This window comes from Parafilimonas sp., assembly GCF_051953455.1.
Lineage (GTDB): Bacteria > Bacteroidota > Bacteroidia > Chitinophagales > Chitinophagaceae > Parafilimonas.
The window spans coordinates 77,824-103,960 of record NZ_JBQCIT010000051.1; the positions used below are offsets into that span (position 1 = coordinate 77,824).

Here is a 26,137-nt window from a genome sequence, read left to right on the forward strand (position 1 = left end):
ATATTGAATGTTATAATCTCATCCTGCTGCGAGGACGTTCTGCCACCTGTTGCGATGCCAATACCATTTCTTTTGGAACGGAATGCCCGTTTACTTTTTCTGCCAGTTGAATGACAGGTGTTTCGCCAATCTCTTCCGGTTCGTTTGCTTCTCCCTGCTGTTGCTTCAACTGGTTTTCCTGTATCTTGATGGCTATCTGTCTTTCCAGGTTAGCCAGTTCATTTTTCATTTGCTGTAATTCAGCCTCCTGCAAAAAAGGCTTTGTGGTAAGCTGTTCCAGCTTAGGTATTGCCGTATTTAGTTCAGATAAAGTATGCTGGTATTTTTCCTTCAGGGTTTCTACACGGTCAATCGCATTGAGGAAATGCCTTGCTGCCAGCTTGGGGTTATCTGTATTTGGTAGCCCGTTGTTATATGTGTACTTAATGCCGTCATTCTCACGTTGCGCATAAAAGCTATTAGAATAGCGGTATTCAAAAATTCCATTTTCCTCGTAGGCTTCCTGCTGCCTGCGTATGTACAGGTTGAAACCATACAGTGTACCGATCTGTGACGTATGTTCGTCTGCGGTAGCCGGTTTCCAATCCTGATACAGCTTGATAATATGCCTGCCTATTGCTTCACTGTCTGTTGTGTTGACGTTATCCAGTTTAATGGCATTGACCTTTATACCATCTTTGTCCAGTTGAAGCACGGCTTTGTACATCTTTTCATCAGCCGTGAGCTTGTCGAGTATTTTTATGGTGGATACCTGCTCGTTTTGCAGGTTTTCCAACTGGTATTTATTGCGGGAGATTTCCCTGAAATGAGATACTTTCAGACTTTCCATTACTGCTATCTTTTTCTCCAGTTTGGATTTTTCCAGCAGGGAAGTATCACCGGACAGTATGGCGATGTATTCGGAGAAGTTCATGCCGCTTTTTTCATCAATGGCTCCTTCGTCAATCGTGCGTACATTCAGCTCACAGTTTTTCATTTGTGAAATGAACGTCTGTTTATTTTTCAGGAGATTGAATTTGTAATTATCGAGTGACTGTTCTACCGCATATACATAGTTCTGAACTTTGTTGCCGTAATGTTCTTTGGCAATGAGATTGCCCTGGCGTGCGCCACGCCCATTACGTTGCTCCAGTTCCGAGGGCTTCCAGGGAATATCAATATGGTGCATGGCAATCACACGCTGCTGCACATTCAAACCTGTTCCTGCTTTTTCCGTACTGCCTAACAGAATGCGTATTTCACCTCTGTTCATTTTACGGAATAGTTCGGGTTTTTTGGTATCTGACCAGTCGTGGATAAAAGTGATTTCCCGTTCTGGAATACTAAAATCTCTGACCAGCTTTTCTTTAAGCGCATCGTAGATGTTAAACTCACCGGGCTTAGGTGTACCGATGTCTGAGAAAACAATTTGTGTACCCTTATGCTCCATGCTCTGCTTGTATATATCGGCTATCTTCCGGGCACTAACGTTTACCTTGTTATCAGGATGATCGCTGTACTTCCAATCATTAATGAGCCGCATATCTGCCGCCATTTTCTTAGCATAGTTGGTGGCAATCAGCATTCTGCCTTTGTCTTCTTCCGGCGTAAGCCTGCCACGTCCGATCAGTTCGCCATTTCCTGTTTTAGCAAACTGCATCAGGTTTTTAATGAACTCAGTCTGTTCCGGTGTTGGCTTTATATTCACCAGCGTTTCATGCAATTCCGGCTTATCGAGATTGATATGCTTAGCTGTCTTATAATCAGTGATCTCATTATAGAATAGAGCCAGTTCCGGTACTTTTATAAAATGACGGAAGCGTTCTTTGGCGATGATCTCATTCGTTACAGAAAATTCAAAGTCCGTTGTTTTGCGTGCAAATACGGCTGCCCAGCCATCAAAGTTTTCAATATGCTGACGCTCCATTTCATTCGGACGCAGGTATTTGAACAACAGGTACATTTCGGTGAGACTGTTTGATATGGGTGTACCGGAAAGGAAGGTTACACAGAGGTCGCTGTTAAACCTGCTTTGCAGTTCACGCACTGCAAACAGCATATTGAGTGCTTTCTGGCTACCCTCTATATTGCCTAAACCGGCAACCCGATTATGACGGGTAGTAAAAGTGAGGTTCTTATACTTATGAGATTCATCTACAAACAGGTGATCAACACCCATTTCCTTGAAGTTGATACCTGTGTCCTTCTTTTCTTCTATGTCTTTCAGAACTGCCTTTAGCTTTCCCTCCAGGTTATTCTTTCGTATCTCCAGCCCTTTGAGCATCTTTTTAGAGATGTCGCCGCCAAGCTCCCTGACAGTTTCCAGGTCACGTTCTACGTTGTCCAGTTCTGTCTGGAATATCTCTTTTTGTATATCAGGCGACTGCGGTATTTTGCCGAATTGGTCATGCGTGAGAATGATACAATCCCAGTTATTGTTTTTTATTTCATGGAATAACCGCAGCCGTTGTGCAGGTGTAAAATCATTTTGTCCGGGAAATAGAATACGTGCTTTAGGATAGGCTTTTTTATAAGTTTCCGCAATCTGGTTCACATTCGCCTTTAGTGCAACGATCATGGGTTTATGCACAATTCCTAACCTTTTCATCTCTTGTGCAGAAACGATCATGGTTAGTGTCTTGCCTAATCCTACCTCATGGTCAATTAAAGCGCCGCGATTCTGTATGATGCGCCAGGCAGCGTTCTTTTGTGAGCTGTACAGATCTTCAATCCCCAATGTTTTTTTATCCAAGCCGGGGAATTTGAGATGACTGCCATCGAACTCTCTTAACACGTAGCAATTGAAAGTATCGTTGTACAGGTTCTCTAAACTCTTTTTCTCTATATCAGGTAATTCATTCAGCCAATTGATAAAGCCACCTCTGATTTGTTCAATCTTCTGGTGAGCCAACTGTATAGCTTCATTATCCGGGAGCCGGATAGTAGTATTATTAGGTCCTTTTACCTCATAGGTGAAGAAAGGGGTTGTATTTTCCAGAGCATGTTCCAGCAGCGTATATCCGTAGGTAGTGCGCCCGCTTTTGGGTGTGACGGCATATTCCCTTGCAACCTTGATATTCATGCCGGTGCTTACCTTAAAAGCATCCAGTGAAGGGAAATAATTTATTGTAGTGTCCTGCTCAAACAGCATGGAGGCAAACCGCTCATAATAAGAAGTAGGTATCCAGCGTTCACCCAGGTTAAAATCGAGTAACTCAAATGGAATACGCTCCGGCTGCACCTTTGCTACCGCTTCAGCACTTCGTTTGTATTGTGGATTGTCCGGGAATTGTCCATGTATGCGTTCTGCCTGCCGTAATTTCTCTACCACGTTACCACTCAAATACTGGTCTGCTGTTTCCCATTCATTACTGGCAGGATTTAAGTACACATGATTGCCGAGTTGAGGGATTACTTCATTTTCCTCCAGACCCATTGCTGCGCTGATAAAGCCTATATCTACTTTGCCTGTATCGTTGAGGCTATGGGCAAGGGCTTCAACAGGATCATCGGTTATAAAACGTTCCTTTACCTGATGGATGGAATGAGTAAGTATATCCGCTTTCACAAATCGTTCGCCATCCCTGCGTTCCAGCGAGGACAATGTAATTACGCCAAAAGCGGTATCTTCCAGGATACGCCTGCGGTTATCAGGGCTATTCAGCAGACCGTATTCAGCAATGAATTTTTCGTATGTGCTATTGAGCTTATCCCGGTCATCATCGCTGATTATTTCTCCTGTTACCTCTTTAGCCGATAGTTCGAGATAAGTATCACGAAGCGCCGTGTATTTTTCGTAGAAATGGATATTGCCCTGAAGACCGAGCGGCTGAAATACGGCTTGTTTGTATTCTGGATCAGGGTTGCCGATTGTGCCGACATCACCCATGTGTACTACTAATGTACCTTCCTGGTAGTACGGTTTCAGACCGATAAAGGGGAGCGGATTTTTCTGCTCAAACCGGAAAAAGCCTTCCAGCGTCTGATCTCCTTCATACCGGAAGCTGTGATCAAACTGTTTGAGATAATTGGAAATACCCGTCAGCTCATGACCCAATAAGCGGGCATCCATCCAGTTTGCAGACAAGTGATCCACTTCTTTGACATTTGAATAGAGCTTGTATAAAAACCGGTTGCTTTTGTGCTGCTTAGCAGTAAGTAGCACCACGTTTTCATGGCTGGGCTTATCCGTAGTGCGTATCGTGCAGATGATACGGGCTGTCGTTTTTTGTACAACCGTTTCGTCAAGCTGATTGATATATGCTGTTGCCCGGTTAATCTGTTCTGCCGGTGCTGTATCAAATAGTCCTAATTGTACCGATGCGATTTCTGCTTTGTTTTCCGGCATCGGGAGATAGGTCAGTTTTTTGCCTTCATTTTCTGCAACGGGTAATGTTTGCGTTTGTGCTTGCCGATATAATTCAGCATTGAAGCGACTTTGGAATTGTGATATAATACTGTCATAAAGGCTATCCCTGATCTGATCAATATCACCTTCCTGCCACACAGTTTCATGGGCTTGCCCATACTGATTTTTCCCAGGTATTATCTTGTTGCCTATAATAACTTCCTTATGGTTGAACAGGAACAGGTTTTGGTGGTAGCTTCCATATTCGTTTTTAAGCTCCACCGTATCGAGTAACAGTTTCTCACTATTGGATAGCTGTTCCTTGCCTTTATGCTTCTGAACAATGAGAAGGTGATTTGGAGCTTCGGTATTACCTGTATCTTTCATCAGGTTGTCGGGCATCACTGCTACACTCACAAAATCTGCCTGTTGAAAGAGGTATTCCCTTACCGTGTGATTAGAAGGGCTGTTCAGGAAAGCATCTGTTGTAATGAAAGCCATCAGACCGCCTTCAGCCAGCTTGTCCAGCCCTTTGGCAAAAAAGTAATTATGTATTTTACCTGATAGTTCTTTATCGGGAAAGGCTTCGTCATATACCGAGAAATTCCCAAAAGGAATATTGCTCACTACCAGATCGTAGCTACCATTATCTTTAACCGGAGCTTCTTCAAATCCCGTGATATGTGTAACTGTTTTAACTGGCAGTGTACTGTTAATGGCTGACAGTATTAATCCGCCAAGCCTGTCCTTTTCCACTGCCGTGATCTGTTCCAAGTCGGGGAACTTTGTAACAGCTTCGCTGATGAACACCCCGGAGCCAGCAGAGGGTTCATACAATCTTTTCGGTTGAATCCCTTGTGCTGCCAGCACGCTGTATAATGTTTTGGGTACTACTTCGGGCGTAAAAAATGCTGTCAGAACGCTGTTTCGTAATGACCCAATAATTTCCTTATAGGGCAGAAAACCGTAGTTTTCTGTCAGGAGGTCATGCAATTGCATGATTTCCTTGTGATGCTTCATGTCCTCTTTGGTAGCACCCTCAGCTTGCCATCTTTCCGGTGGACCATACGGATATAGAACAGTCTTAATGCCACCAAAACCTGCATATTTTTTCAGGTTGGCGACATCTTCCGCAGTAAGCGGACGACCGTTCTGATAATCTATAGCTATACGTGTAGCTTGAAGATTATCATGCAGCTTTTGGGAAACATTGTAAGCCATAACTACACATTTTCTTTCTTCACTTTTCTTTCGGCTTAGGCGAGGTAATCATGTACCTGCCCGATAATGGCATATCTCAAATGCCTGTTTGCTTCGTTTTCGCTGTTAAACTCAAAATCATTGAAGATGCTTTTACAGGCTTCAATGAGATTTACTACTTCATAGGTCAATGTTCCGTTTTCCTTCATTCGCTCGTAGTCTGCATTAAATTCTTCTTCGATAACCGAGCGGATATACTGATAGCGGGATGGTTTCAATTCTTCCGTCATTGCATTGAGGCATAATTCTTCAATGACATACTGCGGTCTTCTTTCTCCAAGAAGCTGCGTTGCCATTGGCATGACGGCGTTTACTTTTTCTTCCAGATACCGGGTAACAGAATAGTTCTCCTGTAAGCTGAACATGAGGTCAGGATTGTTGTGAACGATATACGTCCACAACTTTTCCGTTAGCATACTTTGCATACGTCCTGATTTTTTTAAACGCCAAAAAAGGATTGAATAACAGTAGCAACCACCACCAGAAAAATGCAACTGCCAAACCAGGCAGCGGCAACTTTCCCCGTGTCCTGATCACCTGCGTTCCATTTCTGGTACACTTTTACAGCGCCAATTAACCCAAGCAACGCACCCACAGCATACATGAGATTAGTACCTGCGGAAAAATAGCTGCGTACTTTGGTATTGGCTTCATTAATACCCTGAATGCCATCCTGAGCGAATGCCCCGTAGTGGATAGCCATTAGCGCCAGAGCGACGCAGATCATGATAACCGTTTTACGGTTATTCCTTTTTGTTTTCCTGCTGCACATTTCCATAACACACGTTTATTAAAATTTAAAATCAACTTTTAAAAAAATAAACGGAGATGCCTCGCCATCACATTGCCCGCTAAATCCTACCACACATTGCTCTCACGCACCGGGATGGACAGGGAAGCATACTCCGTTATTGGACTGCTACACTGCTACTTCTTTCCACAACAAATCCACTTCTTCATCTTTAAGTGTAACAGTTCCATATTTTTCGCACTCCGATGTAATCAGTTCATTGATGGATGACCGAAGGGGAGAGTATTTTACTGCGGGGTATTCCTTCAGTACCATTCCGAGGTATTGTTTAAATTCCTGGGGAATCAGTTCCCTGCGTGAAGCATCGGCAATCACTGTTTTCAGGCGTTCAATGAGGTGTTCTACTTCTGCAAAATCATCATCCGTTGTCTTTTCAAAACTGCCGCTGTGTTGCTGACTTTGTTCCTCAACCGGTTCATATTGCCCGTTGGGGTCAGATAAAGCCGCCCTGAATCTCAACTTTCGTTTGCCGGAAAGCAACTCTTTAATTTCCGTTGAAAAATACCGTACTCCTACAAATAGGTAGTAAATGGCTAATGCTATGGCAACCACTATAAGGTAGTCCGTCCATGAAATGTTCTTTAACATACGCTTCTGTTTTTCGTTCTACACTGTTTTAAATACTCGACCGTATAGCGAGTTGCTTACGTTCAATTTCGATAGCAAAAAAACGACGATAGAAAGCGTGTTTCAAGTCCAACATTTGTTGTATCTGAAGTTGTACCCCTTGTACCCCAATGAAAATCAGGTCTTACAGAGCGCTATGAACCGATTATTTTTTTTAAATTTGTAGTCGTAAACCTTGATGAATCGTTATTGTTCAGTAGCTAAAAAGAATTGTTATGAAAACAGTAAGTGTGTTGGGACTTGCCCTGTTTTTCCTGGCTTCATGTGATCAGCCTAAATTGGAAAAACAAGAAGCGGCATCTGCTATTCGTACCGAAAAGAATTATCCTAAAGTGTACGAGTATGAAATCAATATGACTGATCCGGCGAGTGCTAAGAAACTATTAGATGCGGGGTTGGAAAGTGAGGGTTTGATAATGGTAGATAAAACGCAAAAGCTAAAAGATGCCGGACAACCGATTGTTCATTTTACGGAAAAGGCGCAACCTTACCTTGTACGTATAGATAAGAAGTACGATAATGTACAGGTGGTGAAAGTAGCCGATATGGATTTGGGTGAAGTTACCGGCATTCAAATGCAGGATGATAAGAAAAGTGCAGTTGTAGAATATACGGTAGTGTACAAAAATATTACACCCTTTAGCAAGCTCATAAAACGTGATCTTTCTGAAAAGGAAACGCAACGTGCTACCTTATCATTTTTTGATTCAGGTTGGAAGTTTGATAAGCAACATTAAAATGCCAGCAGTCTATTACTGGATTGAGCTTTTTTAATATTCTTTTATCTTGTTGATCATTTGTTGCAGGGTCTGTATTACTATCTCCTTATCTCGCTGTTCTGCCGAATAGGACTTGCTTCTCATACTGTCATAAGAAATATCTTCCTGGTAAGGAGTTGACAAATGCGGTACGATGTTTTTGAACACACTGTTTAATGAACGAGCCATAATAATCTTCATGTCGTCTGCCGCCCTTAAAACCAGCGCCATTTGATCAACCGAGAGTATAGAAAGGATTTTTTGCTTTTCCTTGTTTTTTTCAGTCTCTTTAGGGACACTTTCTTTCAATGGAATAATTGAATAGTGTATCTGCTTTTCCAGATAAAATAGTTCCTGTGTAAACCAGTTGCAAACCTGTTTATACAAATCGGCATCCTTTGGGTTGAATATTATATTTGGCTTCCTGTGAAACTGCCTGAACACTTTGAGATGAAATAGCAGCCGTTCCATTTTTCCCGCAGTTTGCTCACTGCTATTTACGTGAGCAGCCACTCTTTGCGTGAGGTTGTATATATAGGGCTTGCTGTTAAAATTCATGGAAACGAGCAACTCGTCAAGATTGGAATAAACGGTAGCCTCATCCATAGGCATAAGCCGCCCAAGTTCCATACACAAGTCTTTAAGGTAAAGTATCTCCTGAAAAGTATATGCGTGTGTATCGGGTTGATAATTCAACAGTTCTTCGATTTCCTGCTTTAGAATACTAAATGCAGGTTGAAATGATTGAATGTTGTGAAGTTTTTCCGTTATGGCAGCCAATTTCCTGGAAAGTTCCTTTTTTGCAATTGCAAGATAGGTGGCAGGCACACGTTCATCTATACTTAAATAAGTAATAAACCTGCTTTCAATCAATGAAAGCAGTTCATCAATGCTGGAGATGATACTGCCCAATACCGGCTTCAGAAATGCGGGCTTTGAAATCTGCGTCTTATTTTCCAATGCCTGATCCAGCAGCATAATCAGGCTTGAATGATATTTTTTGATGGAACACCGTATTTTGGCTTCATCATCAATATTAAATACAATAGACTTGATAGCGACCTGAATTTTCTCTTTTTCTATAGTAATCTGCTCATGGAGCTTTACTATGTTTTCAGGCACAATTTCAGCTACCCTCGTTTTCGCCGGATTAAATGTAACAGTAACCAATGTATCCAGCCATTCCAGTATATAGCCTCCCCTCATAGCTCTTCTCTTTTACTGTGTGGCAACAACTTGTCATGGCAAATATATGTTTACAATCTCCGTCAACCTATACGTAAATCCTACTATTTTCCTACTCAATTACCAGTATATCAATGCCTTTTACGCTGCTTTCAATTTATTTATCAGCGAAACCTTATTGGAAACTTCTGCTTTCTCAAATATGTTCTGTATATGTTTGGTAACGGTTTTATCCGAGATAAAGAGCTGCTTTGCTATTTCCTTGTATGTTTTTCCTTTGGTTATCAGGTGGGCAATTTCAATCTCCCTGGTCGTGAACTGGAACAGCTTGCAATTCTGTTCAAATTTTGACTGTGAAATGTTCCCGTCATCTGCTTCCTGATTGTTGAGTGCTTTAAGGCTTGCTATTGATGAGCTTAATATTGCTTTGTGTTGCCTGGCGACATTTGCCAGCACTGTTTCTATTTTCTGGTTTAATTCTTCAAAAGAAAAAGGCTTTGATATAAAATCTATCGCTCCGACTTTAAGTCCTTTCATACGGTCAACCTGACTGGATTTAGCACTTAGGAAAATAATGGGTATATGAGCGTATTTGTCTTGCTCCGAAAGCGTTCTGGCAAAAGTAAAGCCGTCCATTTTGTCCATCATAACATCGGAAAGAATGAGGTCTGGCATTAGTTTCATTGCATACAGCTTTTTGAGGGCTTCAGAACCGTTAGATGCGCACAATACATTGTATAATTCACTTAGCTTATTGAAAAGAAAATTAATCATGGTAATGTTATCCTCTACCAAAAGGAGGGTGCGTTTTCCTGGTATAAACTCATGCTCTTTAACGTAATCGTAATTAAATTCATAATTCAGTTTGCTAAGCCCGCTTACAAATTGAATTGGAACCTCGTTTTCTTGTAACGTGTATGCAGGAAGTATAATCGTTACCCGGGTTCCCGGTTCTGTTGCAGGGTTGCTTTCAATTTCAATTTTTCCTCCAAGCCCATCCACTACTTTTTTAACGATAGGTAAACCTAATCCCATTCCCTGAAGACGGGTATGTTTATGCCCGATCTGGTAATAAGGCTCAAAGATCTTCTTTTGGAGGTTAGGCATTATTCCTTCGCCTGTGTCTTTAACAGCGAAAACTACTGTGCCATCCTGACTATGCAGGGATATGGCTATTTCTCCGCCTTCATTAGTAAACTTAATAGCATTTTCAATGATATTGTTGACAATACGATTAATGGCGAAGGGATCAGCTTTAATAAGCAGCTTATCTTCAATAGCAAGAGTGCATTTGATTTTCTGCTTGTCGCAATAATGTCCGAAAAGAGGCAGACTGCTTTTCAGCAAAGCGCTAAAGTCTGAAACCTGATTGTGTTTGTAGGTATCAATACCTTTTGCAAATCGTTCAATGTCGAACAGGTTAATGACGTCGGCAGTCAATTTATCTACACCACCCTTTATAATATCTAATTCCTGTACAGAACCATATTTGCCAATGTATTCTTCCAGATAGTTTTTGATTAAGGTAAGCGGCGTCTTTGTTTCGTGAACAAGATTAATAAAGTTGTTGACCTTTTGCTCGTTAATTCTTTCCAATTCCTTTGTTCGCTTTTCCACTTCTTCTTTCAAATCTGTGTTCCAGCTTCTTAACAGTCGTTCCGAATCAATCAGTTGCTCATGTTCTATCCGCATTTGTATAATATCCCTATTCACCTGTAATCCAAATAAAAGCAGGAAGCCCACATTTGTAACTACGGCTTCAATTGCTTGTCCCATTTCAAAATAGGTAATGATAGGTAAGCCAATCCACGGTGTTATACTGAATAACAATACCACCGTTTCCTGTTTGGCTTCAGTACTGCTGAAGTCATTGTTGTATTTATAACGGATGGCTTTAATCAGGGAAATAATCACCCAGGCAGCATACAATACGGGAACAACAAGCAGGTTCTGAGCATATTTTAAATCATTGGAGTACCAGAAAGTCAGAACAAACAGAATATAAGGGAAGATGAGAAATATGAATATCCCTTTATGTGCATGAAATTCCATCTTATACAGGTTGAATGCCTTATACACATAGTAGGGAAAGAAGCAGGGTGTAATAAAACCGGTAGCGTAGGCAATAATTTCCTGTGTGAAATAGGAGCCGGGTAATTTTTCATCAGGCAATAAGCCGCCACTGACGTTGTAAGCAAGCAAAAGAAAAATTAGAATGAGGTTTAGGTTCGTTATCTTATCGTGCGGTCTTGCAAGGCGAAATATAAGCAGGTAGAAAAAGATAACGATTTCTATGCTCACAAAAATGAATGTGACAATGTGCATTTGTGTACCAAATACTAACATTGCTCATCATCTTTTAATGTCCCTTTTAAAAAAATAGAGGTGGTAGCTCAGATCAACTTCGTGATATACCTCAAATCCGAACTGTTCGTACCAGGGCAAATTCTTAACCGTTGATGTTTCAAGGTAAATAGGGCGATCATGGTAGCTGCTATAATCAATGATAGATTGAAGCAACTTGCTTCCAATGCCGTTGTTTTGATCGGAAGGAAAAACACCAATGAACCATAGATAAGTCATCGGTATTTTAGGCTGGGCGCTGCTGATTATTTTTTCCCTCTTAATAGTTTTCATCAGGTTACCCAAGCCAACGCAACGAAAAATCAATTTGGCATCAAGCAAAATGGATTTCAACGTTGTCCTTTTTGCATCAGGGTAAACGATAAGCGCACAGGCATTGCCCTCTGTGTTGATAAAAACATCTCCAAAAAGATGGCAGACCTCAAATGAATAATCCATCAAAGCCCGGATTCTTTTTATTCGCTTCTTGCCCTGCCTGATTATATAATTGACACTGGCATTAGTATCAAAAGACTTCGTAAGCATATCTACAATTAATACCTTGTCACTTTTGCCTGCTCTTCTCATACCCTGTATGGGACTATTATTGAAGTCGGGGCGTGGTTTGCAATTTTGATCGGTTTTTTTCATGATATTGTTTTTTAGCATTCGCAATCGCATCAACAAAAAAGTCTGTTGTTGACACATTAACCAGTGGTGAATAGGGATGAGCGCTGTATGATCGGTTTGAGGTTATCAAAGGAATACTCCAGATAACGCATCACCAGACCCGACTTTACCCATAACACTCTTTCTATACTTTCTGAATACAGTGGCTGCAACGGTTCATCCTTGTCTCCCTTCATTTCATACCAGTGCGTTTCCTTTATTGCTTCTTCATTCAGCTTGTTGTCAAAATATACGTGTTCGGATATGCCAAGAAAGCGTATCAACTCTAAGGATTGCAAGCCCGTTTCTTCCTTAACTTCCCGCAGGGCACATTGCTCCATTGTTTCTTTCTTTTCCAAATGTCCTTTGGGCAAATCCCAGATGATACGCCTGAATATCATCAGTAACTCATTGTTCTGATTAATGACAACACCGCCTGCAGCTAATACTCTTTTCATACTGTAACCCGTTAAGATCTCTTTTCTGTAAAATATTTATAGAAAAACGGAATGGTTTCAACCCCTTTATAAAAATTTACCAGGTCGAATTTTTCGTTAGGGGAATGGATATTATCGTTATCCAGCCCAAACCCCATCAACACCGTATCCAGACCGAGTATTTCCTTAAAAAGTGCTACAATAGGAATGCTCCCGCCACTATATACTTGGAGCGGCTCTTTGCTAAAGGTTGCCTTGATTGCCTTTACCGCAGCCTGATAACCCGCAGTTTTCGTATCGGTAATAACAGGCTTTCCCCCATGCAGGTATTTTACATCAACAGTCACACCAGGCGGGCACTGCTGTTGCAGATACGCTTTGAACAGGTCGGCAATTTCTTCTGGCTGCTGGTCAGGAACAAGCCGCATGGATACTTTGGCAAATGCTTTTGAAGGTAGTACCGTTTTAGCTCCTTCGCCTGTATAACCACCCCATATACCGTTCACATCCAGGGTAGGACGAATGCCCGTGCGTTCCAGTGTAGTATAACCCTTTTCACCCCACACTGCTTTTATGCCCAATTCTTCTTTATACTCCATTTCATCAAATGGCAGCTTTGCAATTTCATGTCGTTGTTGCTTTGAAAGCTCAATTACTTTGTCATAAAATCCGGGTATGGTAATATGATTGTTCTCATCGTGCATAGACGCAATCATTTTGCAAAGCATATTGATGGGATTGGCAACTGCACCGCCATAAACACCGCTATGCAGATCCCGGTTCGGACCTGCCAGAGCTATTTCCATATACGCCATGCCTCGTAAAGCCGTTTCAATGGACGGATGTTCCATACTGATCATCGCTGTATCAGAAGCCAGTATGATGTCTGCTTTCAAAAGCTCTTTGTGGTTATTCAGGTATTCCGGCAGGCTTGGAGAGCCGATTTCTTCTTCCCCTTCGATAATCATCTTCATGTTACAAGGAAGTGTGCCAGTCCTGGCCATGACCTCCAGTGCTTTTATGTGCATGAACATTTGCCCTTTATCGTCGCTTGCACCTCTTGCCACAATGCGCCCATCCACTACCTGCGGGTCAAAAGGATCATGATGCCATAAATCAACCGGGTCGGGCGGTTGTACATCATAGTGTCCATATACCAAAACAGTCGGTAAATCCGGGTTAATGATTTTCTTTCCAAAAACGACAGGATGATGTGATGTTTCTTCAATTATTGCGGCATCAAAGCCTGCCTGCATCATCAACTCTATAAGTTTGCCTGCGCAAGCCTGCATCTGCGCTTTACGCCCTTCATCGTTGCTGATAGAAGGAATGGAAAGTAATTGTGTCAGTTCTTCAAGGAATCTGTCTTTGTTTTCGGAAATGTATTCATTCCAGCGTGTCATATTATACCTGTATTTTTTATGGTTAAACAACATTTAATTTATACCCGATGAAGGCAACAAACACACCTGCCAACACCAACGAAAGGCTCCATGCAACTGCATTGCCATACACAAGCGAAGCAATGCCAACGCCGAGCAGCACCAACATCAGTAATGCTATAAGAATAGCTATCCATTGCATTTGAGGGAACATCATAGCTACGCTTAAAGGCAGCATAGCGCCTGCAAAATTGAAAATGGAAGACACCACAACACCCCAAAGTGTTTCTTTGAATATTTGTCTGCCCAAATGGGTAGTAGCCAGCTTTCCATGTGTGGCAAGGTTCAACTGTTTTTCTGCATGAATAAGCCTATGCCGCTGCCGGGAGTATTCGGAGAAAAAGTAAATGCACGCACCGGATACAGCAGTGGCAAAAGCTACTTTCAGGGAAAGCGACAAGGTAATCGGCGTTTCACCCTGCTTCAGTACATGCCCTGTCGCCAAGACGAGGACGGTTAAAATGCCATCTATTAGTCCCAGCAGCAACGCAAACAATTGTTCCTTTATTAACTTTTTCATCGTGTTCTATGAACAGGCGTAATCATTCTTTTACCGGCAAGCAACTGGTCGAGACTGTGTACCACTGCGCCAGTCTTTTCAATGGCAGCCACAATCTCATCGTATTTCAGATCTTCACCTTCAATTGTTATTTCCATCCCCACGGTTTCCATATCTATCTCGTTTACTACAATGCTCAACCCATCCACACAAGGCACATTTTCAATGGCGATGGCAATCTCAATAATTTCAGGTCTGTCTCTTGCTTTATCTACGTCTAATAAAAGCTGTCTTATTCCCATGTAATTCTGATTTTAAGTTTATTTAGTGTTATAGTTTCTGAAAACGCATTTACCTAAGTGCTATCGCTGAATATTCTTTTATATAAATCGGGTCCATAACTGGTAGGTAGCGGTGCTGCTTCCGTAAGCTGAAATCCTCTGCTGGCATCATCCATTCTTCCTGCCCTCAGAAACAGTGCTTGCGGCATTTCCTTTTCATAAAATGTCATGGCAAAATCGTAGAGGTGGGTAACAAAGAAAACCTTGATGTCTTTTTCAATAAGTGCAGTTACAATCTGTGCCACTATTTCAGAGCCTTCTCTTTCATTGGTCGCTGCAAAAGATTCATTGAACAGGATTAAACAGCCGGAACGGAGATGATCGGTAATTTCATTCATGCGGCTTAATTCTTCATCGAACTTGCCGCTTTGCATAGTGCGATCTTCCTCTTTTTTGAAGTGTGTAAAAACACCGTTCACAATGTCTGCACAATATTCTTTAGCAGACACAAACATGCCGCTTTGCATCATTAGCTGCGCCACGCCGATACTGCGCAGGAAAGTGGATTTACCGCCTTGATTTGCCCCGGTAATAATGACAAGCCTGCGATAGTCTGCATTGAGATGATTGCTTACAACCTGCTTTCCCATGCTCAACGCAAGGCAGGGATCGTACAGCTCTTCCGCATAATGATTGTATGTGCCGGGAGGCGTTACCATCGGATAGGCTACCGTCTCGTCCAATTCCTTTAAACGGTTGTACAGGTTCATGCAGCCCAGGTAAAAAGCCAATTCCTGTCTGAGCAGTATAAAGAATTGCTGTATATGCTCATTTGCCTGAGCTAAGGCATTGGCAGCCCGATTGATTGCCTGATCGTTTAACTGATCCAACGCTCTCGTGCCGCTTTCGTCCCGTGGGTGTATCTGGAAATTGTAACCTGGCAGCTTTGGCGGAAAGAGCCATTGCCACCATTTCAGTTTTTTTACTTCACTGCGATGTAGAACATACCCAATGCCTTTATTGGCTTTCGTTAACTGGATGCTGGTGCGTATCCCGCCTTTAAGCGATAATTGAGCAAGGTTATCACCAATGGCAGCAAAATAATCATCGTTCAGTTCACTGCGTAACATTACTAAGAAACGATGAAAGCCTTCCGACTGAAACTTATCTATATGCTCATCAGCCATTGCCCGAAGCTGGCGTAAATGTTTTGCATAAATACCCATCATACCAACCGAGCCTGACAAGACGGAAGAAGGACGGCTGGTGAAAACGCCGAACCAGCTATTTTTCCTGCTTTCAATAGCAGTAATGGAAAGCTCATAAATAGCCTGCACTATTTCCCTGAGAGCAATACAATCTTTAAGAATTTCCTGCCGGTATAAAATCGTTGCCGCATCATTTCCGATTGATGTATGAACTACCTTGCTTACTACTTCTGCCAGCAATTCATCCTTGCCGGACATACAATCGAACAGCACTTGCAGCTCCAGGTCTTTTGCCAATACATCCACATTCCAGGGCAAGGTTGCCTTGATATTGAAATCCTTGTCCCTGTATAGCAAATGTGGCTTCATGTGGTTATCCGGTCTTTTAGCTGGTCATAGGTAATGTGATATTTTTCTGCGATGGACAAGGCGTAAGCCATACCATCCGGTGCTTTGCGTATAACTTTAAAAGTTCGGGTAGCAGGATGGTCAGGCGCTACCATGCTCACCATGCTGATTGCCGTATCGCTGAGCGATACGAGTTCGTCAATAAAAGTTACCCAAACACAATAAGCATTCAGCCGTATAAGGTGTTGCATGATCTTCCGGCACAGAAAGAGCGCGTCCTGTAACGTGGTGGAGGAAAATATCTCGTTAAGAATGATGATACTGCGTTCCGATCCTGCCTCAACAATAGCATGGATTCTTACCAGGTCCTCTTCAAATTTGCTTCGGTGCGTTTCTATATCTTCCTCCCGCTCGAAATGCGTATAGATGGCATCAAACAACATAACCTGTACTTCGCTGCCGGGTACGGGACAGCCCAGGCAAGCCAGGTAATGCAGTTGTCCGAAGGTGCGGGCAAAAGTAGTTTTGCCGCCCTGGTTAGGACCCGATACAATAATGATGCGCTCCTTTCCCGTTAGCACAAAATCATTATACACAGGTGCTTGGTCTTGCTCTGCCAGCTTGTGTGCCAAAGTAATGTCGAAAGTTTCACGGGCATAAACACTTCCGGCTGTGCTAACCACTTCGGGATAGCAGAAGGTAGATCCGTGCGTCCTTATTTTATCGCAGTAATCTAAACAGCCGATGTAGAATTGTATTTCCCTATCAAAAGCCAGGACGATATTGTCTGTAAAATCCTGGTTGCTGCTATGGAAGTCGCATAGCGACTGAAACAATTCGGGGAACAAGGTGGCAACACCTTTTAGTATCAGCGCTTCCACATGGTTCATTTCCGTAGTAAAAGGAAATTCTTTCGTGTAATCTTTTGCTCCGGCAGTGTGAAATCTGTCATAGAGCTGTTCGGTTTCTTCGCTATAATCAGCTTGTGGCTCGTAAGGCAATACCCGCACAGTCAATTCCTGGGTATGCAGGTTGTATTTGACCTTTTGCAACCCTGACAAAATCTTTTCTCCCTTTGTGGCAAGCATGGTAAAAGGTTCTGAAGTAGTGTATGCAGACAGGAATTGCTTAAATGAACGTAACCCTTCAGAGGCTAACGGTAAAGCATCGAGTTGTTGATGCAACAGGCGCACACTGTCGCAATATGCTATAACGGCATCGAGGAACAGCCGTTCACGTTGATAGAGATGCGGGCAGTCGTGGGAATGTTGCAGCATCAGGCGCATTTGCTGCATGGAACGTGCAAAGCTGTCTATACTTGCCCGCACGTTCTCGTTCTCCAACTCTCGCATTACCTGTTGCCGGTATAAAATGGAACTTATGTCTTGTAAGCATGTATAAAAAAACGGTTTAAGATGGTATTCATCTTTCCCTTCGGTCATTTTATCAACAACCTGATCCAAATGCAAATCAGTGAAAATTGCGGGTATATTTTCATCGGTTGCATTCGCTGCATTGTTTTTATATAGTATGCTCTCAAATACCATAAGCGACTTATCATTGTTCTTTGCTCTTTAAATAGTCATCATACGCATTAGGCAAGCCTTCGGCTTTTATTTTTTCAATTACCTGCCATGTGTCGTAAGGCACATGCCTAAATTGAACCTGTACTGATTCGGGGGTGCTGAGGTCGGTACTGTTATGGATCTGTACCATGCAATAACTGGCATCCGTGCTGCCATTTTTAGACTTACCTACAGAACCGACATTGATAACGTGGCGATAAATTTTCCTGTTTTCTTCTTCGCAGAATATCGCCTTGTGATAGGATATGTGCGTATGCCCCATCAGTAAAATATCTGCGTTGATGCTGTCCATCATTTCCAGCAGGTATTCATCAGGTGTATCCTTTTGTACATATTCGTTGTTGGTAGATACGCTTCCATGTACCATTGCCAGCCTTACATGATGAAAAGGAAAACGAAACTCCAATTGCAGCATAAAAGGCAGTTCAGACAAATAGCGGCGATGCTCTTCGGAAATGATTTTATTCACCCGTTGAATGGATAAATGCCCGAAATGCTTTTGCGCTTCGTTGCTATATGAAAAAGGGAAATCATGACGGTGGTAGCCAATGCCTTCATCATGGTTGCCCTGAATGCAGGTAATATCGAGCTTGCGGATAAGGTCAATTACTTCGTTATCCCAACCGGCAAAATTCACCAGGTCGCCCAAACAATAAATATCGTCTGGCTGCTGCTGTTCAATATCTTTCAAAGCTGCTGTAAGAGCCGGTAGATTGGCATGTATATCGCTGATAAATGCAAGTTTCATACATTGATATTTTTACTATTATACATTTCCTTGTGTTGTATTTATGTTTATCCCGTTATAAGGCATCCTCCATAATAAACAGGTAAACCACTATTTTTAATCGCTTTTACTGCTTTGCCTAAATCGTATTTAATCCTGTAAAAGTCCACCTGAACCGCTTCAGGGTCTGTCAGTAAGGACTTGTTTGAATCAATAGTTAATAGTACATAACTGGGTCGCCAATCTCCGTCTTTAGGCTTACCAATAGAGCCGGGATTTAGCACATGCCTCTTAATAACATTCCCATTCTCTTCAACCGGAATGATGTGATGGTACGGAGCATGGGTGTTACCCATAATAAGCATGTCTGCGTCTGCCAGCTTCAATAATTCCGCAAAATCTTTTTTAGGTGAAAAATGGTACATCCTCTCATTAATACCTTTAGGAGTGCCATGTGTTAACACCATCGTAAAGGAAGTTCCATCTTTACCTGTAATCTTCAGGCGAAGACGCATAGGAAGTGCCGAAAGAAAGTTTCGATTATCTTCAGTTATATGAGAAAGTGTATATTCAATTGCTTCTTTGCCCCATTGCTTTGCCTCAGTAGATGTGTATGAAAATGGGAAAAAATGTTTTCCTTCTCCTATACCTGCATCATGATTGCCCTTTATGGTAGATATTTTTCTTTTACGAATTAGCTCAACTACTTCGTTGTTCCATACGTTTTGGTTCACCAGGTCACCCAAGCAATAAATGGTATTCACTTTTTGTGAATCTATTCCATTCAATACCTCTTCCAACGCAGGCAGATTGGCATGTATATCGCTTATAATAGCAAGTTTCATACTGTTGTCTTTAAAAGGTGATGTCCTTTATTTTTCACTCTATCAATATCGTGACTTTATCTGCTTTCCGTTTTTTAATGAGAAAATGTATAACTACGGCTATCATACTACCAATGACCATAGAACCCAATACATCACTGGGATAATGAACACCCAATACTATTCTGGAATATCCTATTGCTATTGCCCAAATCCATATTGGAACTAATAGCTGCCACTTAGGATAGAAGAGCAAAGACATGGATGTGGCGACTACAAAAGCATCGGCAGTATGACCCGAAGGGAAAGACGGGCTTCCGCCGGTAGAAAGTTTTTCAATCAGCTTATCCTGCACAAAGGGGCGCTCCCTGTTTATCGTGTATTTCAGCACGTTTACGATAACAGAGTTTGCAAGCAGAGCGCCAAGCACCTCCCAGCCCTTTCGTCGTAATAGAGTGTCTTTCTTCATAAATCCGCTTATTAAAACCAATAAACCAATCAATAAAGCCACCATATAAGCTGTGTCCGTTATTCCAACCAACAGGTTGTCGAATACTTTTATGCGATTTGTGTTTGTCCATTCTAATATTTGACAATCTCTTTCATACGGCGACATAATGAAATCACGTTCTTTTAATATGCTTAACTGATTTTAAATTTTTCTTTGTATTGTTTTATACTTCTTTGAATACACTCATACGCCTGCTCCTTACCATACATATTGCCTACCCTGACCGTTTTATGTTCCAGTGCTTTATAGCCTTCAAAAAAGTTTTTCAGTTCATCCATGTGATGCTGAGGGAGGTCTTGCAGATCGTGAATATGTTCGTAAGCCGGATCATGTGCCGCTACGGATAATATCTTGTCGTCAATGCCATGCTCATCTTCCATGTGCATGATTCCTATTACCCGAACATCTAAAACACAGAGCGGAACAATTTCATAAGAACACATGACCAGTATATCCAGCGGATCTCCATCGTCAAAATAGGTTTGAGGAACCAGCCCATAATTCATGGGATAGTGCATGGAAGAATAGATAACCCGGTCTAATTTTAATAAGCCCGATTCTTTATCCAGTTCGTATTTCATGCGGCTGTCTTTCGGAATTTCAATAACCGCTTTGACAACTTCCGGTGCATTATTGCCGATGCTGATATGCCAGGGATGTATGACTTGCTGATATTGTTGCATACTGCTACTACTGGTTTTTAAATGTTTTAATGCCTGCAAATACTGCCTTGTTACCTAATTCTTCTTCTATACGCAAAAGCCTGTTGAATTTGGCAATCCGTTCACCCCGGCAACCACTTCCTGTTTTCAAATGCCCTGCGCCTGAAGCGACGGTTAAATCTGCAATAGTGGTATCTTCTGTTTCTCCGCTACGGTGCGATATAAAACAGTTATAGTTGTTCTGTTTAGCCAATTCAATTGTCTGGAATGTTTCGGTGACAGTTCCTATCTGGTTTAGCTTTATAAGCACCGAATTACCTATTTTCTGCTGAATGCCTTTTTCAAGGATAACAGGGTTGGTGCAGAAAATATCATCACCAACAAGCTCAGTTTTACTTCCGAGCCTTTGTGTCAGTTGCTGCCATCCTTCCCAATCATCTTCTCCTAAGCCATCTTCCAACAGTACAATTGGGTATTGACCCAGCCAGCTTTCCCACAAATCAATCATTTCGGCAGTTGTCATGTGTTTTTTACTGGTGTCTTTAAAAAACACGTACTGACCATTCTGCCATAATTCGCTGCTGGCTGGGTCAATGCACAGGGAAATATCCTTTCCCGCTTTATATCCTGCTTTGTGGATAGCTTCGAGGATAATCTCTACTGCTTCCACATTTGATTTAAGATTGGGCGCAAATCCACCTTCATCGCCTACACCCGTATAGTAGCCTTTCGTTTTCAGAATATCTTTGAGCGCATGGAAAGTTTCTTCGCCCATGCGTATAGCTTCTTTAAATGAAGGCGCATGATGAGGCGCAATCATGAACTCTTGAAAATCTACGTTGTTGTCAGCATGTCTGCCCCCATTGATTACGTTCATGCAGGGTACTGGCAGCGTGTAGGAATTTTCATTACTAAACTGCCGGTATAATGGAATTTGCTTAAATGCAGCGGCAGCATTGGCATAGGCAATAGAAACAGCCAGTATGCCATTTGCACCCAGCCGGGATTTGTTTGAGGTTCCGTCCAGGTCAATCATCAGCTTATCTATTTCCTGCTGATGGGTAAGGCTTTTGCCGATAAGGGCTTTGCTGATAACGAGATTGACGTTATTAACCACAACGGAAACCCCTTTGCCATTGTAACGCTTCTTATCTCCATCACGTAACTCTACTGCTTCTTTTCCTCCCGTACTTGCACCGGAGGGCGAAATACCGCGACCTCTAAATTTATTATCCAATTCTACCTCAGCTTCTACTGTAGGATTGCCTCTTGAATCGAGTACCTCTCTTGCATGAATTTTTGTAATCTTCATAATTAATTTTTATTTCTTACGGACTAAGACCATAGTGTATTTTAAAATCAGTTTACCCAATGTGTTTGCTGGTTATATTCTATTTTTTTGAGCCGTTGCTCAAATTCAAACAGCTTATACAGGATCAATCCCATATAATCCTGGGCTGTAACATTTGCAAGCAGCGCTTGTTCCTGCAACCACTGCTTCATTTGCTCCATTTCTTCCTGCGATATATTGTCTATTGCCATCTTCATAACATTTCAAAATCAGCGTTATTTCTTCCGTTTCCTTCTCCTTCAAGATAACTTGGCTCATCTTCGTCTTTCTTCTTTTCAAGTCTTTCGTTTTCTAATTTCCTGTCCAATGACCATTCTTTTAAGTAATCAGCATCAAAGAGTTTTGGCACAGTAGGCGCTTGCAGCAATTCAATCTTTTTCCTTGTAGGACTAAGGAAATAGGCAATGAAACAGGCAAATGCGTAATAAGAAGTATATTCCGCTCCGAACAGTTCCATGCCGAGGATCGTAGCGGCAAAAGGAGTATTGGCAGAACCGCCTAACATGGTAATAAAGCCTAAAGCGGCAAACAATGGAACAGGAGCATTAAAAAGGACAGCTAAGACACTGCCCAGCGTAGCGCCAATAAAAAGAAGGGGTGTGATCTCACCGCCTCTGAAGCCAAAACTCAATGTTATTACAACAAAAAGAAGTTTGATTAGCCAGCTCCAGGTATCTGCTCCGCCTGCATTAAACGCCGATGCAATACTTACTGTATTTTGACCTAAACCGGTTGCACCAAGCCCTAAATATTCCTGTGTGCCAAATACGAAATACAGTGCGACGAGGAGTATCCCGCCGATGAACGGAATTACCCATTTAGGTAACACTGATTTATCTATCCCTTGCTTCAGGTATTGCAATACGAGGTAGAACAAGCAACACAATAGTCCCATTATTACACCGACTGCTCCTGCCTTTGCCAATAATAAAAGGTCGGGAGTGAATTTGCCATCGAACATCGGATGGCTTTGGGAAGCAAAAATGTATTGAAACTGCGTTAAATGAACTCCCCAATAATTACAGGTCAGTGTACCGACGATACTGGCTACAATGCAGGGAATAAGGGCATTGTAAGGGAAAGTGCCTTCACGCACTATTTCGAGTGCAAAGAAAGCACCGGCTATGGGCACACCAAAAACAGCCCCGAATGCAGCCGCAATACCCGAAGTACAAACCACTTTAAATTGTGGTTCGCTTAGTTTGAACAGCTTTGCAGAAAGGCGGCTAAGGCTTGCACCTATTTGAAAGGTAGCACCTTCACGCCCTGCAGAGCCACCAAATAAGTGAGTGATAATTGTAGTTAAGAAAATAGGCAGCGAGGATTTTTCTGTTATGCCGTTGCTCTTAGCATGAATGTTTTGGAAAACAATATTGCTGCTGGTTTCACGGAATGCCCTGATGATAAAGTATATGACTATACCGGCGACCGGGAGAAACCATATAATTTGCGGATGAGATAATCGGACTGCGGTTACTTTGTCAATTGACCATAGGAACAGGGCAACAACATTGCCGATAATAAATGCAGAAGGTAGTGTCAGAAGTGACCACCAAAAGACTTTTTTAATGACAGACAAGTTGCCTGCGTACTGCTGAGATAATTTCATGCCTACTGAATTAAATTAATTACTTAATCTATCCTGTAGGCGTCATCGTCCTTCTTACAAGGCGGTTGATTTGGTGGACACCATCACCAGTCTTTACAAAGATAACAATTTATTCCATTCTTGGAGGTGTTATTAATACCGGAATAGTCGAGTGACGAATAACGTATTCTGCAACTGAGCCGGTCAATATTTTTCCTATGGCTGTACGTCCGTGGGTTCCCATAACAATCAGGTCTGCCTCCCATTCTTTAGAAATGTTGATGATTTCCTGTTCCGGAAACCCCTCCGGTGTAAAACGCTCTATACGGTCAACCCCATTATATAAACGAATAAATTGCTCGATTGTTTTCTCTGCTTCGTTTAATAAAACAGTTCCGCTTTGCTGGGGTGTAATGCCTAAGTCTGCATTAATCACCTCTTTTGATTTATCTACCACATACAATAATCCAATGGTAGCCCTCAAAGCATGTGCCAACGCAAAACCTGCCTTTGCTGCTTTCATTGAATGGGCGCTATTATCAATGGCTATCAGTATTTTTTTATAGTGTGCTTCCATAACTTTGCTATTAATTTATTTAACAATAGTAATTCCTCCCATCGTAGCGAATAATCCTGCAATTACACTTAGCAGTATGTACAGAATAAAGTAGGTATAATTGCCCTGCCTGAACAAGCTGATACCTTCATACGAAAAGCTGGAGAAAGTTGTATATCCGCCGCATAAGCCCGTTATAAGAAACATCCTCCATTCCAGAGTTAACGTAGCATATTTATTAGCGAAGCCGTATAATAGCCCAATAACAAAGCAACCGGTAATATTGACCAGGAAAGTACCTGCCGGAAAAGTAATGTTGACCAGTTTACTTACTCCAAGCTGCACCAGATACCGGAATACGCTACCGATACCTCCGCCGAGCCATATCATTAGTATTGCTTTCATGTTCCATTTATTCGACATCCCAAAATTCAACCTCTTTAAAGATCACTACTTTTTCACGTAGTAAATCCTGGTGCTTCAGGAAAAATGCTTCCAGCTTTTCCCTTTTGTCCACCAGTTCCACGCACATTGCCAATTTTGAATTATCGCCTTCCACGCTAAAAGTAATTACTTTCCCATCAGTGGTAAAACTGGTATGGGTGCTGTGCGCAGCAGCGTTGATGATACCTTCTTTTCTTGCATCCTGGATCAAGTGCATGTAGGTGGATTTTGGAAACAGTTTACGGAACAGGCTTCTTGTACCGTGCTGTACCTTATGCGCCGGTGCTATGTAAATCTCCAGCTTGCCTAACGAATGGTGTTTGACTTTCTTTACCATAATTTTCTGTTTTTGATACGTTTTTGTCTTACCTCATGTAAGGTTTCATTAGTATGATGATTCAATTTGGTTACTTTGGAAACGCCGATTCTCTGAGCGTGGTAAATGCCTGAATGCCCGCTGAAATAGTAAGCGGTAAAACAAGCTACCGCATAATAGAGCGCATTGTCTGCACCGAATAGTTCTACGCCCATTATGGTGCAGGCAATAGGGGTGTTGGTAGCTCCCGCAAACACCGCTATAAATCCAAGTCCTGCCATCAGGTCAACTGGTGCGCCGGTTAATGTAGCAATGGTATTTCCCAATGCAGCACCAATAAAAAATAACGGCGTTACTTCGCCACCCTTAAAGCCTGTTCCAAGCGTAATAGCGGTAAACAGCAATTTCCATAGCCAGCTATAATAAGTAGCGCCACCCGGAGTAAAGCAGGTAGTAATAGAAACGGCGTTCGGATCAGGATTTTTTACACCGAGGCTAAGGTAATCCTGTGTTCCCAACAAGTAAGTAAATACTATAATGGCAAGTCCGCCTGCTGCCGGAATAAGCCACTTTATTTTAATCCACCTGTTACTGTAATTTTTGATGGTATGAGAGAGTTCGGCAAACATATATCCTGCCAGACCAAACGCAACACCGGCTATTATTGCCTTGATTAATAACAGGAAGTCAAAATGGAAATAACGGAAGAAAATGATACCCTTGTCTGTGAAATTGATTTGATAATGGGTATGATGAATACCCCAGGCGGAACAAACAATGTCTGCCAGCACACTGGCAATAAAACAGGGCATCAGGGCATCGTGCTTGATCCTGCCCAGCGCCAGCACTTCTAAGGCAAAAATAGCGCCTGTAATGGGTGTCCCGAACACCGCGCCAAATCCTGCGGCAATACCCGTCATCAGCAGTGTTTTTACATCTTCCTGCGAGAGTTTGAGCCTTTTAGCAAAAAACTGGGCTAAACTACCACCAATCTGAACTGCCGTGCCCTCCCTGCCAGCAGAGCCGCCGAACAGGTGTGTAATAACGGTGGTAAGCAATACCAAAGGAGCCATCCTGAACGGTACGCCGCCGCCCGGATCATGTATCTCATCCATAATGAGATTATTGCCGCCTTCGGCATTTTTGCCTGAAATTTTATACAGGAAGTAAATCAATATCCCTGCAAGCGGTAAAAGAAACAGCAGCCAGGGATGAGCAAAGCGGAAGTTCATGGCTTTGTCGAGCAGCCATAAAAAGAGTGCAACGAGGGAGCCTACCGTTAAAGAAACAGGGAATACTAAACAGGTCCACTTAAAGAGATAAGAGACAATAAAAACGTGTTCAAAGGAGGTCTTTAGCCTTTTCATTCCTACAAAT

Annotated in this window: 25 protein-coding genes and 1 riboswitch; of the genes, 1 reads left to right on the forward strand and 24 read right to left on the reverse strand. The window is 42.2% G+C overall.

The features are described from left to right. Nucleotides 1–10 precede the first annotated feature (10 nt). The 4 genes from ACTHN6_RS18310 to ACTHN6_RS18325 all read right to left on the reverse strand — a co-directional run bounded on the left by ACTHN6_RS18310 (nucleotide 11) and on the right by ACTHN6_RS18325 (nucleotide 6,986). Entirely contained in the window at nucleotides 11–5,548 is a 5,538-nt protein-coding gene (locus tag ACTHN6_RS18310; RefSeq protein ID WP_440437221.1) for a helicase-related protein, read from the reverse strand. A 35-nt stretch (nucleotides 5,549–5,583) separates the two neighbouring features. Next, entirely contained in the window at nucleotides 5,584–6,012 is a 429-nt protein-coding gene (locus tag ACTHN6_RS18315) for a DUF1896 family protein (RefSeq protein ID WP_440437222.1), read from the reverse strand. 14 nt (nucleotides 6,013–6,026) lie between these two features. Continuing rightward, entirely contained in the window at nucleotides 6,027–6,365 is a 339-nt protein-coding gene (locus ACTHN6_RS18320) for a DUF4134 domain-containing protein (protein WP_440437223.1), read from the reverse strand. Between the two features lie 141 nt (nucleotides 6,366–6,506). Beyond that, complete coding sequence (locus ACTHN6_RS18325) at nucleotides 6,507–6,986, reverse strand: hypothetical protein (protein ID WP_440437225.1); 480 nt, start codon at nucleotides 6,984–6,986, stop codon at nucleotides 6,507–6,509. A gap of 254 nt (nucleotides 6,987–7,240) precedes the next feature. Here ACTHN6_RS18325 and ACTHN6_RS18330 point away from each other — a divergent pair, with 254 nt between their 5' ends. After that, on the forward strand, nucleotides 7,241–7,762 hold the full coding sequence (locus ACTHN6_RS18330; RefSeq protein ID WP_440437226.1) for a hypothetical protein: 522 nt from the start codon (nucleotides 7,241–7,243) through the stop codon (nucleotides 7,760–7,762). A 33-nt stretch (nucleotides 7,763–7,795) separates the two neighbouring features. Here ACTHN6_RS18330 and ACTHN6_RS18335 read toward each other — a convergent pair whose 3' ends face one another. The 20 genes from ACTHN6_RS18335 to ACTHN6_RS18430 form a co-directional block, all read right to left on the reverse strand. Beyond that, entirely contained in the window at nucleotides 7,796–8,989 is a 1,194-nt protein-coding gene (locus ACTHN6_RS18335) for a hypothetical protein (RefSeq protein WP_440437227.1), read from the reverse strand. Between the two features lie 120 nt (nucleotides 8,990–9,109). Further along, nucleotides 9,110–11,269, reverse strand: a complete 2,160-nt coding sequence (locus tag ACTHN6_RS18340) for an ATP-binding response regulator (RefSeq protein ID WP_440437228.1) — start codon at nucleotides 11,267–11,269, stop codon at nucleotides 9,110–9,112. A 51-nt stretch (nucleotides 11,270–11,320) separates the two neighbouring features. After that, entirely contained in the window at nucleotides 11,321–11,962 is a 642-nt protein-coding gene (locus tag ACTHN6_RS18345) for a GNAT family N-acetyltransferase (protein ID WP_440437229.1), read from the reverse strand. A 56-nt stretch (nucleotides 11,963–12,018) separates the two neighbouring features. Next, nucleotides 12,019–12,438 (reverse strand): NUDIX hydrolase, encoded by a 420-nt coding sequence (locus tag ACTHN6_RS18350; protein WP_440437230.1) that lies wholly within the window; start codon nucleotides 12,436–12,438, stop codon nucleotides 12,019–12,021. A gap of 11 nt (nucleotides 12,439–12,449) precedes the next feature. After that, nucleotides 12,450–13,820, reverse strand: a complete 1,371-nt coding sequence (locus ACTHN6_RS18355) for a dipeptidase (protein ID WP_440437231.1) — start codon at nucleotides 13,818–13,820, stop codon at nucleotides 12,450–12,452. Nucleotides 13,821–13,842: 22 nt separating this feature from the next. Continuing rightward, nucleotides 13,843–14,379 carry a hypothetical protein gene (locus tag ACTHN6_RS18360; RefSeq protein WP_440437232.1) on the reverse strand — a complete coding sequence of 179 codons (537 nt, stop codon included), beginning with the start codon at nucleotides 14,377–14,379 and terminating at the stop codon, nucleotides 13,843–13,845. Further along, a complete protein-coding gene (locus ACTHN6_RS18365; RefSeq protein WP_440437233.1) occupies nucleotides 14,376–14,660 on the reverse strand; it encodes a DUF211 domain-containing protein in 285 nt (94 codons plus the stop codon). The genes ACTHN6_RS18360 and ACTHN6_RS18365 overlap by 4 nt, the downstream gene beginning before the upstream one ends. Nucleotides 14,661–14,713: 53 nt before the next feature. Continuing rightward, nucleotides 14,714–16,216 (reverse strand): MutS-related protein, encoded by a 1,503-nt coding sequence (locus ACTHN6_RS18370; protein WP_440437234.1) that lies wholly within the window; start codon nucleotides 16,214–16,216, stop codon nucleotides 14,714–14,716. Then, the gene (locus ACTHN6_RS18375) at nucleotides 16,213–17,742 is read right to left on the reverse strand and encodes a MutS-related protein (RefSeq protein ID WP_440437235.1); all 1,530 of its coding nucleotides are present in this window, start codon (nucleotides 17,740–17,742) and stop codon (nucleotides 16,213–16,215) included. The genes ACTHN6_RS18370 and ACTHN6_RS18375 overlap by 4 nt, the downstream gene beginning before the upstream one ends. A 10-nt stretch (nucleotides 17,743–17,752) precedes the next feature. Beyond that, nucleotides 17,753–18,529: a metallophosphoesterase family protein gene (locus tag ACTHN6_RS18380; protein WP_440437236.1), complete on the reverse strand. Its 777-nt coding sequence runs from the start codon at nucleotides 18,527–18,529 to the stop codon at nucleotides 17,753–17,755. Between the two features lie 47 nt (nucleotides 18,530–18,576). Next, the gene (locus tag ACTHN6_RS18385; RefSeq protein WP_440437237.1) at nucleotides 18,577–19,353 is read right to left on the reverse strand and encodes a metallophosphoesterase family protein; all 777 of its coding nucleotides are present in this window, start codon (nucleotides 19,351–19,353) and stop codon (nucleotides 18,577–18,579) included. 34 nt (nucleotides 19,354–19,387) lie between these two features. Next, complete coding sequence (locus tag ACTHN6_RS18390; RefSeq protein ID WP_440437238.1) at nucleotides 19,388–19,873, reverse strand: phosphatase PAP2 family protein; 486 nt, start codon at nucleotides 19,871–19,873, stop codon at nucleotides 19,388–19,390. A gap of 101 nt (nucleotides 19,874–19,974) precedes the next feature. Then, entirely contained in the window at nucleotides 19,975–20,526 is a 552-nt protein-coding gene (locus ACTHN6_RS18395; RefSeq protein ID WP_440437239.1) for an inorganic diphosphatase, read from the reverse strand. A gap of 7 nt (nucleotides 20,527–20,533) precedes the next feature. Next, nucleotides 20,534–21,817 (reverse strand): phosphopyruvate hydratase, encoded by a 1,284-nt coding sequence (gene eno, locus ACTHN6_RS18400; RefSeq protein WP_440437240.1) that lies wholly within the window; start codon nucleotides 21,815–21,817, stop codon nucleotides 20,534–20,536. Between the two features lie 47 nt (nucleotides 21,818–21,864). After that, nucleotides 21,865–22,047 (reverse strand): hypothetical protein, encoded by a 183-nt coding sequence (locus ACTHN6_RS18405; protein ID WP_440437241.1) that lies wholly within the window; start codon nucleotides 22,045–22,047, stop codon nucleotides 21,865–21,867. A gap of 2 nt (nucleotides 22,048–22,049) precedes the next feature. Further along, nucleotides 22,050–23,465 carry a chloride channel protein gene (locus ACTHN6_RS18410; protein WP_440437242.1) on the reverse strand — a complete coding sequence of 472 codons (1,416 nt, stop codon included), beginning with the start codon at nucleotides 23,463–23,465 and terminating at the stop codon, nucleotides 22,050–22,052. A 29-nt stretch (nucleotides 23,466–23,494) separates the two neighbouring features. After that, nucleotides 23,495–23,562, reverse strand: a riboswitch (Fluoride riboswitch). Between the two features lie 12 nt (nucleotides 23,563–23,574). Next, the gene (locus tag ACTHN6_RS18415) at nucleotides 23,575–24,021 is read right to left on the reverse strand and encodes a universal stress protein (protein ID WP_440437243.1); all 447 of its coding nucleotides are present in this window, start codon (nucleotides 24,019–24,021) and stop codon (nucleotides 23,575–23,577) included. 15 nt (nucleotides 24,022–24,036) lie between these two features. Continuing rightward, complete coding sequence (gene crcB, locus ACTHN6_RS18420; RefSeq protein WP_440437244.1) at nucleotides 24,037–24,405, reverse strand: fluoride efflux transporter CrcB; 369 nt, start codon at nucleotides 24,403–24,405, stop codon at nucleotides 24,037–24,039. Nucleotides 24,406–24,412: 7 nt separating this feature from the next. Then, entirely contained in the window at nucleotides 24,413–24,781 is a 369-nt protein-coding gene (locus tag ACTHN6_RS18425) for a DUF190 domain-containing protein (RefSeq protein ID WP_440437245.1), read from the reverse strand. Beyond that, nucleotides 24,775–26,127: a voltage-gated chloride channel family protein gene (locus ACTHN6_RS18430; protein ID WP_440437246.1), complete on the reverse strand. Its 1,353-nt coding sequence runs from the start codon at nucleotides 26,125–26,127 to the stop codon at nucleotides 24,775–24,777. Before ACTHN6_RS18430 ends, ACTHN6_RS18425 begins: the two co-directional genes overlap by 7 nt. Nucleotides 26,128–26,137 lie beyond the last annotated feature (10 nt).